The organism is Hwanghaeella sp., assembly GCF_965227365.1.
Taxonomy (GTDB): domain Bacteria; phylum Pseudomonadota; class Alphaproteobacteria; order UBA8366; family Aestuariispiraceae; genus Hwanghaeella.
Genome location: NZ_OZ245754.1, coordinates 53,057 through 69,131, shown reverse-complemented (window position 1 = coordinate 69,131; position 16,075 = coordinate 53,057). Strand labels below are relative to the sequence as shown.

15 protein-coding genes are annotated in these 16,075 nt (G+C 62.2%); all 15 read left to right on the top strand.

Going from position 1 to position 16,075, the window contains the following annotated elements:
• Positions 1-29: 29 nt before the first annotated feature.
• From pseC to ACQK2G_RS00235, 15 genes are read left to right on the top strand one after another with little or no spacing between them, the layout of a single operon-like run.
• On the top strand, positions 30-2,090 hold the full coding sequence (pseC, locus tag ACQK2G_RS00305; protein ID WP_425403011.1) for a UDP-4-amino-4,6-dideoxy-N-acetyl-beta-L-altrosamine transaminase: 2,061 nt from the start codon (positions 30-32) through the stop codon (positions 2,088-2,090).
• Between the two features lies 1 nt (position 2,091).
• Positions 2,092-3,123 (top strand): PseG/SpsG family protein, encoded by a 1,032-nt coding sequence (locus ACQK2G_RS00300; protein WP_425403010.1) that lies wholly within the window; start codon positions 2,092-2,094, stop codon positions 3,121-3,123.
• Positions 3,124-3,149: 26 nt separating this feature from the next.
• Positions 3,150-4,220, top strand: coding sequence for an N-acetylneuraminate synthase family protein (locus ACQK2G_RS00295; RefSeq protein ID WP_425403009.1), 1,071 nt, complete (start codon positions 3,150-3,152; stop codon positions 4,218-4,220).
• Positions 4,210-4,896: a glycosyltransferase family 2 protein gene (locus tag ACQK2G_RS00290; RefSeq protein WP_425407601.1), complete on the top strand. Its 687-nt coding sequence runs from the start codon at positions 4,210-4,212 to the stop codon at positions 4,894-4,896. The genes ACQK2G_RS00295 and ACQK2G_RS00290 overlap by 11 nt, the downstream gene beginning before the upstream one ends.
• Positions 4,893-5,702 (top strand): cytidylyltransferase domain-containing protein, encoded by an 810-nt coding sequence (locus ACQK2G_RS00285; protein ID WP_425403008.1) that lies wholly within the window; start codon positions 4,893-4,895, stop codon positions 5,700-5,702. Before ACQK2G_RS00290 ends, ACQK2G_RS00285 begins: the two co-directional genes overlap by 4 nt.
• Entirely contained in the window at positions 5,703-7,010 is a 1,308-nt protein-coding gene (locus ACQK2G_RS00280) for an aminotransferase class III-fold pyridoxal phosphate-dependent enzyme (protein WP_425403007.1), read from the top strand.
• Between the two features lie 47 nt (positions 7,011-7,057).
• Positions 7,058-7,813 (top strand): AAC(3) family N-acetyltransferase, encoded by a 756-nt coding sequence (locus ACQK2G_RS00275; RefSeq protein ID WP_425403006.1) that lies wholly within the window; start codon positions 7,058-7,060, stop codon positions 7,811-7,813.
• Positions 7,806-9,284: an AMP-binding protein gene (locus ACQK2G_RS00270; RefSeq protein WP_425403005.1), complete on the top strand. Its 1,479-nt coding sequence runs from the start codon at positions 7,806-7,808 to the stop codon at positions 9,282-9,284. Before ACQK2G_RS00275 ends, ACQK2G_RS00270 begins: the two co-directional genes overlap by 8 nt.
• 28 nt (positions 9,285-9,312) lie before the next feature.
• Positions 9,313-9,600, top strand: coding sequence for an acyl carrier protein (locus tag ACQK2G_RS00265; protein ID WP_425403004.1), 288 nt, complete (start codon positions 9,313-9,315; stop codon positions 9,598-9,600).
• 41 nt (positions 9,601-9,641) lie between these two features.
• Positions 9,642-10,265, top strand: a complete 624-nt coding sequence (locus tag ACQK2G_RS00260) for a GNAT family N-acetyltransferase (protein ID WP_425403003.1) — start codon at positions 9,642-9,644, stop codon at positions 10,263-10,265.
• Between the two features lie 15 nt (positions 10,266-10,280).
• Complete coding sequence (locus ACQK2G_RS00255; protein ID WP_425403002.1) at positions 10,281-10,907, top strand: GNAT family N-acetyltransferase; 627 nt, start codon at positions 10,281-10,283, stop codon at positions 10,905-10,907.
• A gap of 37 nt (positions 10,908-10,944) precedes the next feature.
• Positions 10,945-12,789: a hypothetical protein gene (locus ACQK2G_RS00250; protein WP_425403001.1), complete on the top strand. Its 1,845-nt coding sequence runs from the start codon at positions 10,945-10,947 to the stop codon at positions 12,787-12,789.
• A complete protein-coding gene (locus ACQK2G_RS00245; RefSeq protein WP_425403000.1) occupies positions 12,786-13,559 on the top strand; it encodes a phytanoyl-CoA dioxygenase family protein in 774 nt (257 codons plus the stop codon). The genes ACQK2G_RS00250 and ACQK2G_RS00245 overlap by 4 nt, the downstream gene beginning before the upstream one ends.
• Before the next feature lie 38 nt (positions 13,560-13,597).
• A complete protein-coding gene (locus ACQK2G_RS00240) occupies positions 13,598-15,145 on the top strand; it encodes an MBOAT family O-acyltransferase (RefSeq protein ID WP_425402999.1) in 1,548 nt (515 codons plus the stop codon).
• Positions 15,120-16,067: a hypothetical protein gene (locus ACQK2G_RS00235; RefSeq protein WP_425402998.1), complete on the top strand. Its 948-nt coding sequence runs from the start codon at positions 15,120-15,122 to the stop codon at positions 16,065-16,067. Before ACQK2G_RS00240 ends, ACQK2G_RS00235 begins: the two co-directional genes overlap by 26 nt.
• The last annotated feature ends 8 nt before the right edge of the window (positions 16,068-16,075 follow it).

Below are 16,075 nucleotides of genomic sequence, written 5' to 3'. Positions count from 1 at the left end.
GCGAACCGACACGTCGGCGGCGATTTCCCATGAAGACCTGTCTGATCATCGGCGGCACCGGCCTGATCGGTCCCTACCTGCGGGACGCGGTAGCAAAAGCCGGCTGGAATCCGGTTCTGCTCGGGCGCAGGCACGGCGATATCCGCGTCGACATCACCGACGATCGGGCCCTGACGAATGCCATCGCGAAAATCGCCCCGTCATTGGTCATCTATGCGGCGGCCGTCACCAATGTCGACGCCTGTGAACAGGACCCCGACACGGCCCAGGCCGTCAACGCGACCGGGGTCGCGACGGTCGTCTCGGCGATGCCGCCGCAAGGCCGCCTCGTCTATCTGTCGACCGATCAGGTTTATCCGGACCTGCCGGGCCCCCACCAAGAAGCCGACACCGCGCCGGTGAACGCCTATGGCCGGACCAAACTCGCCGGGGAAGAAAACGCGCGCGGCTTTCCCAACCATCTCGTCCTGCGGATCAACTTTTTCGGTCCTTCGCGGACGGAGGGGCGCAACAGCCTCAGCGATTTCGTCAGCAACTCGCTACGCGATCGAAAGACCATCACGCTTTTCTCGGATTCGATCTTCTCGCCGCTCAACATTGAAACCCTGTCGGAACTGATCGTTCAGGCGGCGGCAACCGACAAGACCGGGGTTTACAACCTCGGCTGCAGACAGGGCGCCAGCAAGGCGGAATTCGGCCTGGGCATCGCACGCCATCTGGGACTGCAGACGGAAACGGCGACGGTCGGCACATCCGCCGTCATGCCGGACCGCGCACCGCGCACCGCGGACCTGCGCATGAATGTCGACAAGTTCGAGGCCGATTTCGGCACGACCCTGCCGTCACTGGAACAGGAAATAGCGAAACTGCCGCGGATCGACGATATCCCGGCACGCTTCCTTCCCTATGGCCGGCAGATGATCGAAGACGACGACATCGCCGCCGTGGTGACTGTTCTGCGCAGCGACTGGCTGACGACGGGACCGGAAGTCGATGGTCTTGAGCGCGACTTCGCCGCCAAAGTCGGCGCGAAATACGCGATCGCCTGTTCCAGCGGCACGGCGGCCCTGCACTTGGCCTTCCTTGCTGCCGGCCTCGGACCCGGCGACATCGTGCTGGTACCTTCCGTCACCTTCCTGGCCAGCACCAATATGGCGCGCGAAACGGGCGCGGAAGTCGTCTTGGTCGATGTCGATCCGGAAACCGGCATCAGCGGTCCGGACCATTATCGCCTCGGTTTCGAGAGGCTGGACGCAGCAGACCGGGCCCGCGTAAAGGCGATCGTTCCCATGTCCATGGGCGGCATTCCCGCCCATCCGGAAGCCCTGTGGGATCTGGCCCAAGCCCATGGCTGGGATTTGATCGAAGATGCCTGCCATGCCTTGGGATCGGAATACGGTCCGGCGGGCGACCGCGTCGGATCCTGCGCCCATGCGACCGCCTCCACCTTTTCCCTGCATCCCGTGAAGATCATCGCGGCAGGCGAAGGCGGCATCATCACGACGAACAGCGATGCCCTGGCACAAAAACTGGTCCGCCTGCGCAATCACGGCGTCACCCGGGATCCGGACCTCATGCGGGACCGGGAGCAGGCTTTTTCCGGCGGCGACGGTCTGAACCCCTGGTATTACGAAATGCTGGAATCCGGCATGAACTACCGCCTGTCCGATCTGCAGGCCGCCTTGGCGCGCAGCCAGTTGCAGAAGCTGGACGGTTTCGTCGCCCGCCGCCGGGCCTTGGCGGACCGTTACTGCGATCGTTTGGCTTCCTTCGGTAACAAAATCCGGCCGCAAACCCGGCTGCCGGACACGAAACCCGCCTGGCATCTCTTCGCCGCCTTGTTCGATTTCGAGAGCATCGGGAAATCCCGGGCACGGGTAATGAATGACCTGAAGACCTTGGGTGTCGGCAGCCAGGTACATTACATCCCGCTTCACCGACAGCCATTCTTCCGCGACCTGATGGGGAACCTGACCCTTCCGGGCGCCGACGGCTGGTATGAGAAAGAACTCAGCCTGCCGCTCTTCCCGATGATGACGGAAGACGAGGTCGATCGGGTCGTAGATTGCCTCGAAGAGACGGTGTCGTGACATGGGCCACGGCCTTGCCGAACGATGGCTGTTTCGCGTGGCAAGCGCGCCGCGCCACGGGGGTGGGCATTTGAGCCGCTGTCTGGTCCTTGCAAACGCGATGCGGTCGATTGCTCCGATCGGCATGGAGTTTCACTTGGATCCGGATTCGGACGCGGCCGCCCAAAGGGTCCGGGCAGCGGGCCATGACGTGCGTACCGATACCGGCGCCGCGGTCTCTGCCGCCGCCGGCTGCGTGCTCGATGGCTATGAACTCAGCGGCGAAACCACTGACCGTTACGCGCAAGCCGGCCCGCTGGTTTTCCTCGATGACCTGGGCATGCCGCCGCGCGCTGCGGATCTGGCCGTCAATGCGGGGTTCCAGATGACCGGCCGCGAGATCGCCGGAATCCCAGCTCTGTTGGGTCCGCGATATGCGTTGATCGACCCGGCCTTCAGTCCGGTACGCGATCCGGCGGAACAGGTCGGCACGGTATTGATTTCCATGGGCCGCGCCGATACCGGCAACGCCACCGCACTGACCCTGAAGGCCCTATCGATCCTGTGCGGTAGAGGTTTCTCGCCGGATATCGTCGTCGCGCTGGGATCGGAATGTCCGCATTTGACCCATGTTCGGGACCAGTTTTCGCGCTATCGTGGCAATGCAGAACTGGTTGTTGATACCGGGTCGATGGCGGAATTGATGGCCGCGGCGGATCTGGTCATCGGCGCCGGCGGCGTCGGTTTGCAGGAGCGGGCCGCCATGGGCGTCCCCTCCGTCACCCTTGTTCTCGCTGATAACCAGGCACCCGCTACGGAGGCCGCCATCCGCGCCGGCGTCACGATTTTCGGCCAAGCGGCGGACCGCACCACACCCGACGAACTGGCCAAGGTTGTCCTCGACGTAGCGAATAACCGCGAGATGCGCCGAAACATGACCAGCCGCGGCAGAAACCTGATAGATGGCAAGGGCGCGGTTCGGGTCGCCAAGGCAGTCCTCTTGATGCAACGACGCGGCACACCGGCGGTGCCCGACACCGCCACCATTCATTAACCCGAAACCGGAAAGGCCGATAAGACATGTCGAAAGTCCTGGATACCGGGCGGTTCAAGGTCGGCGACGACCATCCGACCTATTTCATTGCCGATGTCGCCGCCAATCACGATGGCGACCTGCAACGCGCCATCGACCTGATCCACCTTTCCGCCGAAGCTGGCGCGAACGCGGCGAAATTCCAGAACTTCAGCGCCGCCACAATCGTTTCCGATTACGGCTTCAAGGCGCTGGGCGGTCAGCAATCCCATCAGGCCTCCTGGGAGAAAAGCGTGTTCGAGGTCTACCAGGACGCTTCCATTCCTCTGGAATGGACGGAAGAGCTGAAGAAGGCCTGCGACGAGGCGCAGATCGACTACTTCACCGCCCCGTACGACCTGGACATGCTGCCCTATCTGTCGAAACACGTCGCGGCCTGGAAACTGGGATCCGGCGACATCACCTGGCATGAATCAATCGAATGGATGGCCAAGGACGGCAAGCCCTTCTTCATCGCCACCGGCGCGGCGTCGATGGAAGAGGTGGAACTGGCGATGGGTGTCGCCTCCGCCCATACGGACCAGCTCTGCCTGATGCAATGCAACACCAACTATACCGGCTCGCTGGAGAATTTCTCCCATATCGCGATCAACGTCCTGAAGAGCTATGCGGAACGCTTTCCGGGAACGGTGCTCGGCCTGTCGGACCACACGCCCGGCTGCGCCACGGTCCTGGGTGCGGTCGCGCTGGGCGCCCGTGCGGTCGAAAAGCATTTCACCGACGATACGAACCGCGTTGGGCCCGATCACGGCTTCTCCATGGACCCGGTCACCTGGCGTGAGATGATCGAACGGACGCGGGAACTCGAACTGGCCCTCGGGCCGACGGAAAAACGCGTCATGGACAACGAGACGGAAACCGTCGTTCTGCAGCGCCGCGGCATCCGCGCGCGCGGCGCCATTCCCGCCGGAACGACAGTGACGAAAGACATGCTGATCCCCCTGCGTCCCTGCCCGGCCGATGCCCTGCCCCCTTATCGGGAAGGCGAGATCATCGGCAAGGTCGTGCAGCGGGACATTCCTGACGGGGATATCGTCCGCCTTGCCGATGTTTCCTGACTTCAAGGTCTTTGTCGTGATCCCCGGCTATAACGAAGCGCAGACGATCGCTTCGGTCGTCCGTGGGGTTCTACCCTACGCGACGCCGCTGGTCGTCGACGACGGATCGATCGACGGCACCGCGGCGGAAGCGGAAAAGGCCGGCGCCCATGTCCTGCGCCTGTCCCCCAACCGGGGATATGAAGGGGCATTGGATGCCGGCGTCACCGAGGCGGCTCGGCTCGGCGCCCAGGCCGTCGTCACCTTCGACGCGGACGGACAGTTCGACCCGAAGGACCTGGAATCGGTGATCCGTCTCCTCGCCGACGGGGAAGCGGATCTGGTCCTGGGGCAACGGCCCGCACCGGCCCGGATCGGCGAAGCCCTGTTCAATGTTTATGCGAGGCTGCGCTTCGGCATCGGCGATATCGTCTGCGGGTTGAAAGGATACCGGATCGACCTCTACAACCGGCACGGCCGGTTCGACGGCGGCACATCGATCAACACGGAACTTGCGATCCATTCGATGCTGCGCGGCGCCCGCACCAAGACCGTGCCGGTCACGATCCGCGCCCGGGAAACCGGTGCGCCGCGTTTCGGCACTGGTTTCCGCGCCAATCGGCGGATCCTGAAAGCGGTCGCGCAGGCGATCTGCGCGGATCTGAAAATGAGCCTGGGATTGGCTGCGAAATCATGAAGACCGTCGCCATCGTTCAAGCGCGCATACGCTCGGAAAGACTGCCGGGCAAGGTACTGTACGAGTTGGGCGGACGGCCGCTGATCGCCTTCATGCTGGAACGCGTTCGCCGGACGCAGGGGATCGACGAGATCGTCATCGCCACCGGCGATGATCCCGCCAATGCGGCCCTGATGGATCTGGCCGAGGATCTCGGCGTGACCACTTTCCAAGGTTCCGAGAAAGACGTGCTGTCGCGCTTTGCCGCGGCGGCCCGGGCCACGGCGGCGGACCGGATCGTGCGCCTGACCGGCGACTGCCCATTCTCAGACCCCGAAATCATCCAGGCGCTGCTGACGATACAGCAGGAGCAGGGCCTGGACTATTGCTGCAACGTCCTGCCGCCGACCTGGCCGGACGGTCTCGATGCCTCCGTCTTCACCCGCGACGTGCTGGAGCAGGCAGACAAGGAAGCCGACCTGCCGTCCGAGCGGGAGCATGTCGTGCCCTGGATGTGGAAACACTGCACCCTGCATGGCGGCGAGCGGTTCAAGGCCGCCAATCTGGCGGGCCCCGAAAACCTTTCGGACGAACGATGGACCATCGACGACCCGGCCGACTACATCATGTTCCGCGCCCTATGCGCCGAATTGGGCCCGGCGAAACTGATCCAGGCCGGCTGGCGGGAAATCCTGACCGTCATGCGCAACAGCCCCGCCATCGGCCGCCTGAATGCCGGGATCGTCCGCGACGCGGGTCTGGCCAAGAGCCGGGCCGAGGATGACGCCCTGTCAGCAAAGAATTCTTCCAGCGAAAGCAAAGTGTAAATGACCACCGCAACGAACAGATTTACGGAAAGATACCGCCAGTCCCTGGATCTGCTGACCCGGGCCGAGGCCGCGATCCCAAGCCAGGCGCAGACATTCTCCAAGTCCTGGACCCAATATCCGCGCGGCGCCGCCCCCGTCTTCGCCACGCGGGCCGACAAAGGGTTTGTCTGGGACGCCGATGGCAACCGTTATATCGACTGGCCGATGGCGCTGGGCCCGCTGCTGCTGGGGCACAATCATCCCGCCGTCAACGAAGCCGTCACGAAGCAGATGCAGAATGGCATCGCCTTCTCGCTTCCGACGACGATCGAATTGGATTTGGCCGAACGGCTGATCGACTGGTTTCCCTATGCGGAACGCGCGCGTTTCGGCAAGAACGGGTCGGACGCGACCGCCGGCGCGGTGCGCGCCGCCCGCGCGGTCACCGGCCGGGACCGGGTTCTGTGCTGCGGCTATCACGGTTGGCAGGACTGGTTCATCGGCACGACGACCCGCGGCGCGGGCGTGCCCGATGCGGTCAAGGCGCTGACCACCCCCTTCTCCTATAACGACCTGCCGGCCCTGAAATCCCTGCTGGAGAAACACCAGGGCGACGTCGCCGCGATCATCATGGAACCGATGGGCATCGTGCCGCCGGAGCCGGGCTATCTGGAAGGCGTCCGAGCCCTGGCCACGGAACACGGCGCGGTCCTCATTTTCGACGAATGCTGGACCGGGTTCAGGATCGATTTGAAAGGCGCCTACGGCAAATTCGGCGTAGCGCCCGACATGGCCTGTTTCGGCAAGGCGCTGGGCAACGGCGTTCCGATTTCCGTCATCCTGGGCCGGGCCGAGGTGATGGATGTCTTCGACGAGGTTTTCTTCTCCTTCACCTTCGGCGGCGACATGCTGGGCATCGCGGCCGCGGGTGCGGTGCTGGACGTGATGGAATCGGAACCAGTCCTGGATCGCGTGTCCGAGATCGGCACCGGCCTGGTCGACGGGTTTAACGCCCTGGTCGCCGAGCGCCGCCTTCAGGATCACATCAGCCTGACCGGCTATCCGGCCCGCCACGTCATGGGATTCAAGGGCGACGGCCATGACGGGTTGCTGCTGAAAAGCCTTTTCCAGCAGGAAGGCAATGCGCGCGGCATCCTTGCCGCCGGCTGGCACGCCCCGTCCTATGCCCATACGGAAGAAGATGTCGCCGTCACGCTGGACGCCTATGCCGCGGCCCTCGACGTCATCCGCGCCGGGCTCGATAACGGCGACCTCGCCGACCGTCTGCACGGCGACATGGTTCAGGCCGTATTCCGCAAGCCGTAAACGCCGTGCCGTCCAGACGTACATCATTCGCGGATGTCCGCGGCCATTTGGACGACCTCGGAATCCGTCCGGGCGATCGGCTCTGCGTGCATTCACGACTGTTGAGTTTCGGCCGCGTCGAGGGCGGGCCGGAAACCCTGCTGTCGGCGTTGCAGGAAACGGTCTCGGACTCGGGAACACTCTGCTTTCCGACCTTTACGATGAACCTGGATGCGAACACCGCCTATTCGGTCACCGAATCCGAACCGTATCTGATGGGGGCGCTTTCCCAACTGGTCTACAAGCGTGACGGCGCGGTGCGGAGCGCCTGCCCCATGCATTCCTATGCCGCGATCGGCAGGGATGCCGGCATGATGCGCAAAGCCGCCGCGGACCGCTCGGTCGGCCTAGGATCGATTTTCGAGGTCCTGCAGGAGAGCGGGTTCAAGCTGTTGCTGCTGGGCTGTAATTTTCATGAGGGCGCCACCCATGTGCATCACACGGAGGCGGTCACCGGCGTCCCCTACCGTGAATGGCTGGACTTGCCGCGCAAGGTCCTGACCGACGGTGGGGCGGTGAAGGATATCTCGGTCCGCTATTACGCGCGCCGGGGCGACATCGAGGTAAAGACCGATCTGTTCCCGTTCGAAAACGCCGTCCGGGCGGAACACCCGGCCGCCTTTCATCCCGTTCCCGGCGGCAGCCGCAACAGTTTCATCATGCCGCTCAGCGAATTCGATGAGATCACCAGAAAAGCCCTGACCCGGGATCCCTATATCCTGATCGAACGAACCCATGTCGACGAAGACACCGGCGATGAATGAACCAGCCGATCCCTTCGACCTGTTTGCCGCCGCCGCGGAACGGCACGGGCAGAGGCCCGCCGTCCATGAGAAGGAAGGGGAGCTCAGCTATTCCGACCTGATGGGCCGTGTCGAACGACTGGCCGCGTCGCTGGCGCAAACCGGCGATGCGCATCCGCGTGTCGCGATTTTGCTGCCTCAGGGGGCCTGGGCCTACGCCGCCATGTTCGCGAGCCTGATGGCGGGCGGCATGTATGTTCCCCTGAATCTTCAAATGCCGCCGGAGAAGATCAATCGCGTGCTGGACATGGTCGATCCGCATGTGATCGTCACATCGGCATCGGTCGATTCCGGGTTTGTCGGCAAAGACCACGCTCAGAAAATCATTCTGGTGGAGGCCCTGCCGGCGGATCGCTTGAAAGAACCGCGCGCCGCCGGTGAGCTTGCCTATGTCATCTTCACCTCCGGTTCCACCGGAGAACCGAAAGGCGTGAAGATCGGCCGCGACTCGCTCGCCCATTATATTCATTGGGCACATCGGGCCATGGGGATCACCCCCGAAGACAGATGGTCCCAGCACCCGAATATCGCCTTCGACCTGTCGGTCCTGGACATCTATGGCGCGCTTTGCGCCGGGGCCTGCCTTTATCCGCTGATATCCCGACGCGACCGGTTGATGCCGGCGAAAGCCATAAAGACCTATGGACTGACGATCTGGAACAGCGTCCCCAGCGTGGTCGACCTGATGAGACAGGGCGGCCAACTTGCACCGGAAAACCTGGCGAGCCTGAGGTTGGCGACTTTCTGCGGCGAACCCCTGCTGCCGTCGCATTTGGAAGCGTTGTTCGCGGCCAAACCCACCCTGGCCGTCCACAATACCTATGGCCCGACGGAAGCCACGGTCTCCTTCACGCTGCTTGAAGTGGCGGCGGATTCCTATCCGGATCATTGCCGGGCCTCCGTCGCGATCGGCGATGCCATTCCCGGCATGCATCTATTGCTCGACGGCGATACCGAGGGCGAAGGCGAGATCATTGCCGCAGGTCCGCAAGTGGCCAGGGGCTATTGGAACGACCCGGACCAGACCGAAGAGAAATTCTTCAGCACCGAGGTCGACGGCCGAACGGTCAGCGCCTATCGGACGGGCGACTGGGGCAGGCGGGTCGGCAATGACATTTATTTCGAGAGCAGGATCGACCGGCAGATAAAACGCGCCGGGTTCCGGTTGGAACTGGGCGAGATAGAGGCGGCGATCCGGTCCGCCGGCGCCGCGGCGGCCTGCGCGGTTCATGCCGAGGGCAAGATCGTCGCCTTTCTGGAAGGGACGGATCCAGTCCTGTGCGATCGGGTAGCGGCCCGCATCGGCGATCACCTGCCGGCCTATGCAATCCCGGACCGGTTCGAGTTGATCGATACCTTGCCCCGAAACGCGAATGACAAGATCGACGCCGGCGCCCTGACAAAATTGCTGACCCGCAAGGCTGCTTCGTGACGGCCGCCGGTCCATTCGGGAGACATCCATGACAGAAACCACCAAGCCCCTTTCCGACAGTTCCGCATCCGAAGTGCTGGAAGTGGTCGCCGCCACGGTCCGGAACGTCGCGTCGCCGCGCCCCGTGCCGACCGCTGAAGAGACCTATGATGCCGACCTGTTCGAATCCGGCATTCTGGATTCCCTGGGCTGGATTCGGCTGCTGGACGAGTTGGAGGACCGCTACGACGTGGAACTCGACATCGAAGTTCTGGACGAAAAGGGTGTCGTCTCGATGCGGGATTTCGCCACCTATCTTCTTGAACTGGCCGATTGAGTCCGAAGTCGCCCCGTCGGTCCGATATGAAACTTGTCTCCTTGGAAGATGCACCCGCGACGGAAATCTACCGCCGGGCGGTCGCGGACCTGATCATGCTGTCCCTGCCGGAATTCTATGACATCCTCGGGCGCTATATCCCGGATCTTTGCACCGTCGTCGCCGGGCGGCTGTCGCAGCCGGGCGGAGAACTTCGAAACTGCCATGTCCTTCAAGGCGAGCGCGGCATGCCCCAAGGCGTGTTCTGCTGTTATCCGTCGGAAGCCCTGGCCATGGCGCAAATGACAGATCTGCGCGCGATGCTTCGGAACGCGGCGAAAGACAATAAAACGAAGATCCAACAGGAACTGGCCGAATCCTCCGGCGATAAGGCTTCCGTCCCGACGGATGGCTGCTATCTCTCCCGTTTCGCCGTCGCACCCGAATGCCGGGGACAAGGCGCGGCGAATGACCTGATCGAAGGGTTCAAGACTTTCGCGCCCGGCACGCCCCTTTACCTGCACGTGAACAGGGACAATGCCAGGGCGATTTCCTTCTACCGCCGCCACGAATTCGATTTCATACCGTCGGACGGAGACTTCCAGTATCCGACGATGGCATTTATCCCGGCGAAGTCCGCCGAGGCGGACGGAACCGGCCAAAGCCGGTCTTCCGCAACACATTAGGGGAGGTTCGTTCTTATGACCGCCAATACGATACGCCGCGCCCGCGTCGTCGGTGAGAAGGTCTTCCTTCGCCCAATGGAGCGGGAAGACATCAACGACGACTATCTGGACTGGGTCAACGACATCAGCCTTAATACGTATATTCTGCAAAGCGCCTATCCGGTGAATACGGACAGCGCGGTTCGCTACTATGAGCAGTCCCAACCGCCGGGCGCCGTCTATTTCGCGATCTGCGATATCGAGACCTGCACCCATATCGGCAATGCCAGATTGAGCCTGATCGATCCTATTCACCGCGTCGCCACCTACGGCCGGATCATCGGCCATAAAGACTTCCTTGGCCGGGGGTACGGCAGCGACGCCCTGATCCAGCTTCTTCGTTTCGGTTTCCACAAGCTGGGCTTGAATCGCATCTGGTCCTCTGCCGTTACCGACAACCATGCGTCTCTCGGCAGCAACGACCGCGTCGGCATGGTCCGGGAAGGAATCCTGCGGGAATACGTCTATGCCGACGGCAAATTCCACGACACGGTCGTCCTGGCCATGCTGCGGTCCGATTTCGACAAGCTGCATGGCGGCCCGGAGGTTTGGAAACAGCGCGACGCGGAACGCTTCGCCAAGATGCGAGACGAAGGCAAGTGAACCGCGCCACTCGTCGCGCCAGGAATTCAAACCTGTAATGTCCGCTTCGCTTTTACAGATCGACGGTGAGGAAAAATTGGCCCTGTCGGAATGCCGCGCCGTATACGTCAACAATTCGGAACATCTCGATCTGTTATATGCGGCCGGGCTGCCGGGCGACTGCGCCATCCGCACCGCCTCACCTGCGCTGGCCTGGCGGCTGGGCGGGGATGTCGACAGGCTCGGCGCAGAACTGACATCCAAGGACATCCTGGCCCTGCTGGAACGGTTCGACGCCCTTTCCCAGCAGGTTTTCGTCACGCTTCGCGATCTGGAACCGGCAGGTCTGGCATTGAGCGTGGCCACCGCGGTGTGGCGCTGCCAAAGAATAGCCTATGACGCGTTGCTGTTTCGCCAGGAGGACCTGGAGGCGCCTGTCTGCGTGCCAAAGGTTACCGGATCGACGGCTTTCCTGTCCCTGACCCTGGACTTTGAGTGGCACAAGCTTCTGGATGGCCATCCCAATGTCACCTCGCCCTTGATCACAGTGGACGCGGGCAAGCTTCCCTATGTTGAACCGCCGGACTCGTCATGGCTGAACCGGTTCGCATTGAACGGTCTGGGCGCCGTCTTCTTCCGGGCGCAATTGGCCCTGCCCCAGCTGGACAAGCTGCGGGATTGGTCGGGACGCCTTTATTGCCAACGCGATCCGGACCTTCTCAAGGATGCGGGATTGGAACTCTACAAGGCAGGCATACGCCTCGCCCCCGCCGGCCGTCTCAAGCCGGATCCGGAAGCAGAGGATGATGCCGTCCTGGCGGAAACGGTCCTGTCGCGTATCGAAGACATGATTGCCGAGACCCTTTCCATCATTCCCGATCCAGGCATGCGCAAGGCCGCAAACGGACTTGTTCGCAGCGAAGCACAAGCGACCGCCGCCAACTACGCGCGTCTGTACCGTTCCGCGGCCCGGAAAGTGGATGCGCTGCCTGATATGCCGTCGGGTTTCGCCAGTTCGACCATCGCCTCCGCGGCCGATATCGCGACGGCGGTCCGGTTCCAACAACGCGGCTGGCCGGTCGTCACCTTTTCTCACGGCGCCACCCGTCGTATTTCCGACAACCACGACCGGAACTTCATTCTGCACGAGGACGTCACCAGCGATCACTTCTTTACCTTCGTCGAGGACGCGGAAGAGGACGAGATTCCCGTTGAGCGGTGCGGCAAGACCGTGGTCGGCGCCCCGCGCTTCTATAAGAGCAGGCCGCGAACCGGGTTGTTCGGCAAACCCGAAGGCGTCTGGTACATTTCATCCGGCCTGTATATGGCGGGTTCGGACAAGCTGCACCGGGCGATGAGCGATCATGCCCAATGCGATTTCGAAACCCGTGTGATGACTGAAATACTCGGCAAATGCGGCAAACAGGTTACGGTGAAACCCTATCCGGCCCTGCGTTACCTGGACCCCGACCCGGTCCTGGAGGCGGCGGAACAGGCGGGGCTTGAGATTTTTCGATCCGCCGGCGATCTGCGCTATCACATCCACAAGCCGGCCTTGCTGATCACATCCCGATCCGGGTCGACGATCGGATACTGTCTTTGCCAGGACAAGCCCATGGTCTATATCGAGGCGCCCGGCAGACCCTTGCGCGCGGATGTCCGGCCCGTCTTCGAGGAGGCTGTATTCGTCTTCAACGCGGAAGCGGCCGATTTCGAAGACTCGATGCGCGACTTCCTGTCCAAGCCGATTACGGAGATTGAGGCCTTGTGGAAAGACAAAGCCGCCGCCCGGCGACATTTGGTGGACAACTACATCGCCGCGCCCGTCCCGAACGGGCCGCAATTGACGGCGGAACGATTGGCGGATTTGTTGGATCACGGCCATCGGGGGAGCAGACCATGACGGATACGAACATCGCGCAGTTCAGGGACAAGGGCTATATCGTGCTCGAGTCCTGCACGCCCCCGGCCCTGTTGGAACAGTTTGAGCGGGAATTGGTGCAACTGGCCAATTCTGAAACCTTCGACGGGTTCGCCGAACCTGGTGCGGGACCGGAAGAACGGTTCCTAGCCGCCTTCCGCCGCGGCGGCCATTTTCGGTCCGTCCTTTATTCAATGATCCAGACGCTGCCTTCCCTGCGGGAAATCGGAAACACGCTGATGACCCTGCCGGCGATCGCCGCCCTGTTGAAGGAACGTGACTTCATCCTGCCGGGCTATTCCCAGAGTATGCGGGTCGACATCCCCGACGAAGAGACCTTCATGCTGCCGCCGCATCAGGATTATGCGGGCATGCGATCGAAAAAGGCGATCCGGGTTTGGTTGCCGCTGCGCGATGTTGGGCCGGGCCTTGGTTCCATGCGCGTTTATGACGGCAGTCACGCCGGCGGGGTGATCGACCATGACGCGGGTTCGGCGAAAAACCCGGCCATCCCACCCGAAAAGCTGAAGGCCTTCCCAGCCCATGAGGTGACGGCGCCCGGCGGCACCGGCGTCGTCTTCGACATGATGACGGTGCACGAGTCGACGGCGAACCGCTCCGACCGGATCAAGTTCATTCTGACCTTTACGATCCAGGACTTGGCCACACTCGCCAATCCCGACGACCCGGATGACAAGGTCGGGCAGTATTTCAATCTGCACCGCGCCAGGACCGCGGCCCGCGCGTCGTAACCCTTCGTTCCGCGTACCCGGATCACCGGACCCGATAGATGCTTTTCAATTCAGTTGAGTTCTTCGTCTTTCTGGGCGTCGTCCTGGTGGGGTTCTTCGCCCTGTCGCGGACGGGGAACCTTCGCGCCGTGCTGGCCTGGCTGACAGCGGGCTCGTTCTTCTTTTACGGTTGGTGGAACCCGGTCTATCTGCTGCTGATCGGTTTCTCCATCCTGGTCAATTACGGGCTGGGTCTGGCCCTTGCCAGAAACCGCAGCAAGATGCTTGTCATTCTGGGGGTCACGTTCAATCTGGGCCTGATCGGCGTTTTCAAATACGCCAATTTCTTTGCGGACGCGTTGGGCGATTTCGGGTTCGTGCGGTTGGACCTGCCCGATATCGTATTGCCGCTGGCGATCTCCTTTTTCACCTTTCAGCAGATCGCCTTCATCGTCGATGTCTATCGCGGCAAGGAAGGCGAACATTCGCTGCTGAAATACGCCCTGTTCGTGGTGTTCTTCCCGCAGCTGATCGCCGGCCCGATCGTCCACTACAAACAGACGATCCCGCAGCTTACGCCGGCACGGATGTTCGACGACGCCTGGCCGAACCTGGCCGTGGGGATGGCCTATTTCGGCTTCGGTCTGTTCAAGAAACTGGTGATCGCCGACGGCGTCGCGCTTTATTCGACACCGGTCTTCGAGGCTTCGGAAGCCGGTGTACAGATCACTTTCCTGGAAGCCTGGACGGCCGCCGTCGCCTATACCTTCCAGATCTATTTCGACTTCAGCGGCTATTCGGACATGGCGATCGGACTGGCACGCATGTTCGGTGTCAGGCTGCCGATCAACTTCAACTCGCCCTATCGCGCCAGCAGTATCATCGATTTCTGGCGGCGGTGGCACATCACGCTTTCGACCTTTCTGCGCGATTATCTTTACATCCCGTTGGGCGGCGGCCGCGTCGGTCAGGTCCGCCGTTACGGCAACATCCTGACCGTGATGCTGTTGGGCGGACTGTGGCACGGCGCCGGTTGGACCTTCATCCTGTGGGGCGCGCTGCACGGCGTGATGATCCTGATCAACCACGGATTCCAGGACCTGCGCCACCGCCTGTTCCCGGCAGCCGGAAAGTCGGGACCCGTTACCGGCGCGATATGCACCATCTTCGTTTTCCTGTTGGTTGTCGTCGCCTGGGTGCCGTTTAGGGCGGAATCGATCGACAGCGCGCTTGCATTGCTGCAGGCGATGTCCGGTTTCGACGGGCTGGTCATGCCGCCGACCTATGCCGGCCTGCTGGACCCGATCGCAGGCGCCATCGGATTGCCGGTGGAATACCGGATCCTGTCCTTCTATGACGGACGGACCCAGATCGGTTACATGTTGCTGCTTCTGGCGATCGCCTGGCTGATGCCCAATACGCACCAGATCATGCACAAGGTCGATCCGGCTTTGGGGGCGCCGTCGGCGGTCGGGACCCTGGCCAGCAAATTCCTTTATTGGCGCCCGAACCTGTTCTGGGCCGCCGTGACCGCTTCGGCTTTCCTGATCTCCTTGTACATGATCCTCATCGGACGGCAGGATGAATTCCTATACTTCCAGTTCTGACGTGATGCCGGTTTCCACCGGCAAACGCTTCGTCGCTGTGACGGCGGGGTTGGTCGTCACGATTGCGCTGGTCTTCTGCGCCGCGTCGGAATGGCTGATCCGCACCCATGTGGCGCCGAACCAGAATATCGAACTGCACGCGGAATTCCTGCGCCGGTCGACCCACCCGAACGCGGCCTTTGGCGACTCCCATGTCGCGATGGGCATCACGGGGAGCGACGAAATCATCAACCTGGGTTTTCCCGCCAACACCCTGAACGACATCATCGGCAAGGCGCGGATCTATTTCGGCCGCGTGCCGCCCGGCAAGGTGATCCTGCAGGCGGATCCTCAGCAACTGGTGCCCGGCCGCCTCAACCAGAGCTTCGAACCGGACCGTCCGCTTTTTGAAGGTGACGGCGGGCTGTTCCGTTTCCTCAAACTGTCGGTCCCCGTCTATCGCCGCGGCATCCTCGGCCATTGGGAGACATTCCTCGCGGGCAGGCCTTTCACAAAACTGCGCCAGTTCAATCCCGAAGACGGATCCCAGACGGCGACCAGGAACATCGCGGACTGGACCGAGGAACAGGTCGTCGAACTGTCCGAAACCATTCTCACCGATCAGCAGGATCTTGCCGTCGATCTTTCCCATCCCGTCCTGACCCGGTATCTGGATCTGGCAAAATGGATCGTGGCACAAGGCGGTCAGGTCTGCTTCGCATCCTATCCCGTCGACCGCACCTTCTACCGCATGGCGGCGCCGGACCCGACGGAGCAACGGTCCATCGACTTGTTCACCCATATGGCCGACGAGGTTGGCGGGCGTTTTGTCGATTTCCGGACCCGCGACTACCCGCGGGAGCTTTTCTTCGACCCCGACCATCTGACGGAAGAAGGCGGGAAGGTTTTCACACAGGCCGTTCTACAGGCCTGCTTCGACTAGAAATCCAG

What these genes read in the sequence shown, in the direction of transcription:
- pseC (WP_425403011.1), top strand. Translation starts at nt 30, where the DNA reads ATGAAGACCTGTCTGATCATCGGCGGCACCGGCCTGATCGGTCCCTAC.
- ACQK2G_RS00300 (WP_425403010.1), top strand. Translation starts at nt 2,092, where the DNA reads ATGGGCCACGGCCTTGCCGAACGATGGCTGTTTCGCGTGGCAAGCGCG.
- ACQK2G_RS00295 (WP_425403009.1), top strand. Translation starts at nt 3,150, where the DNA reads ATGTCGAAAGTCCTGGATACCGGGCGGTTCAAGGTCGGCGACGACCAT.
- ACQK2G_RS00290 (WP_425407601.1), top strand. Translation starts at nt 4,210, where the DNA reads ATGTTTCCTGACTTCAAGGTCTTTGTCGTGATCCCCGGCTATAACGAA.
- ACQK2G_RS00285 (WP_425403008.1), top strand. Translation starts at nt 4,893, where the DNA reads ATGAAGACCGTCGCCATCGTTCAAGCGCGCATACGCTCGGAAAGACTG.
- ACQK2G_RS00280 (WP_425403007.1), top strand. Translation starts at nt 5,703, where the DNA reads ATGACCACCGCAACGAACAGATTTACGGAAAGATACCGCCAGTCCCTG.
- ACQK2G_RS00270 (WP_425403005.1), top strand. Translation starts at nt 7,806, where the DNA reads ATGAATGAACCAGCCGATCCCTTCGACCTGTTTGCCGCCGCCGCGGAA.
- ACQK2G_RS00265 (WP_425403004.1), top strand. Translation starts at nt 9,313, where the DNA reads ATGACAGAAACCACCAAGCCCCTTTCCGACAGTTCCGCATCCGAAGTG.
- ACQK2G_RS00255 (WP_425403002.1), top strand. Translation starts at nt 10,281, where the DNA reads ATGACCGCCAATACGATACGCCGCGCCCGCGTCGTCGGTGAGAAGGTC.
- ACQK2G_RS00250 (WP_425403001.1), top strand. Translation starts at nt 10,945, where the DNA reads ATGTCCGCTTCGCTTTTACAGATCGACGGTGAGGAAAAATTGGCCCTG.
- ACQK2G_RS00245 (WP_425403000.1), top strand. Translation starts at nt 12,786, where the DNA reads ATGACGGATACGAACATCGCGCAGTTCAGGGACAAGGGCTATATCGTG.
- ACQK2G_RS00240 (WP_425402999.1), top strand. Translation starts at nt 13,598, where the DNA reads ATGCTTTTCAATTCAGTTGAGTTCTTCGTCTTTCTGGGCGTCGTCCTG.
- ACQK2G_RS00235 (WP_425402998.1), top strand. Translation starts at nt 15,120, where the DNA reads ATGAATTCCTATACTTCCAGTTCTGACGTGATGCCGGTTTCCACCGGC.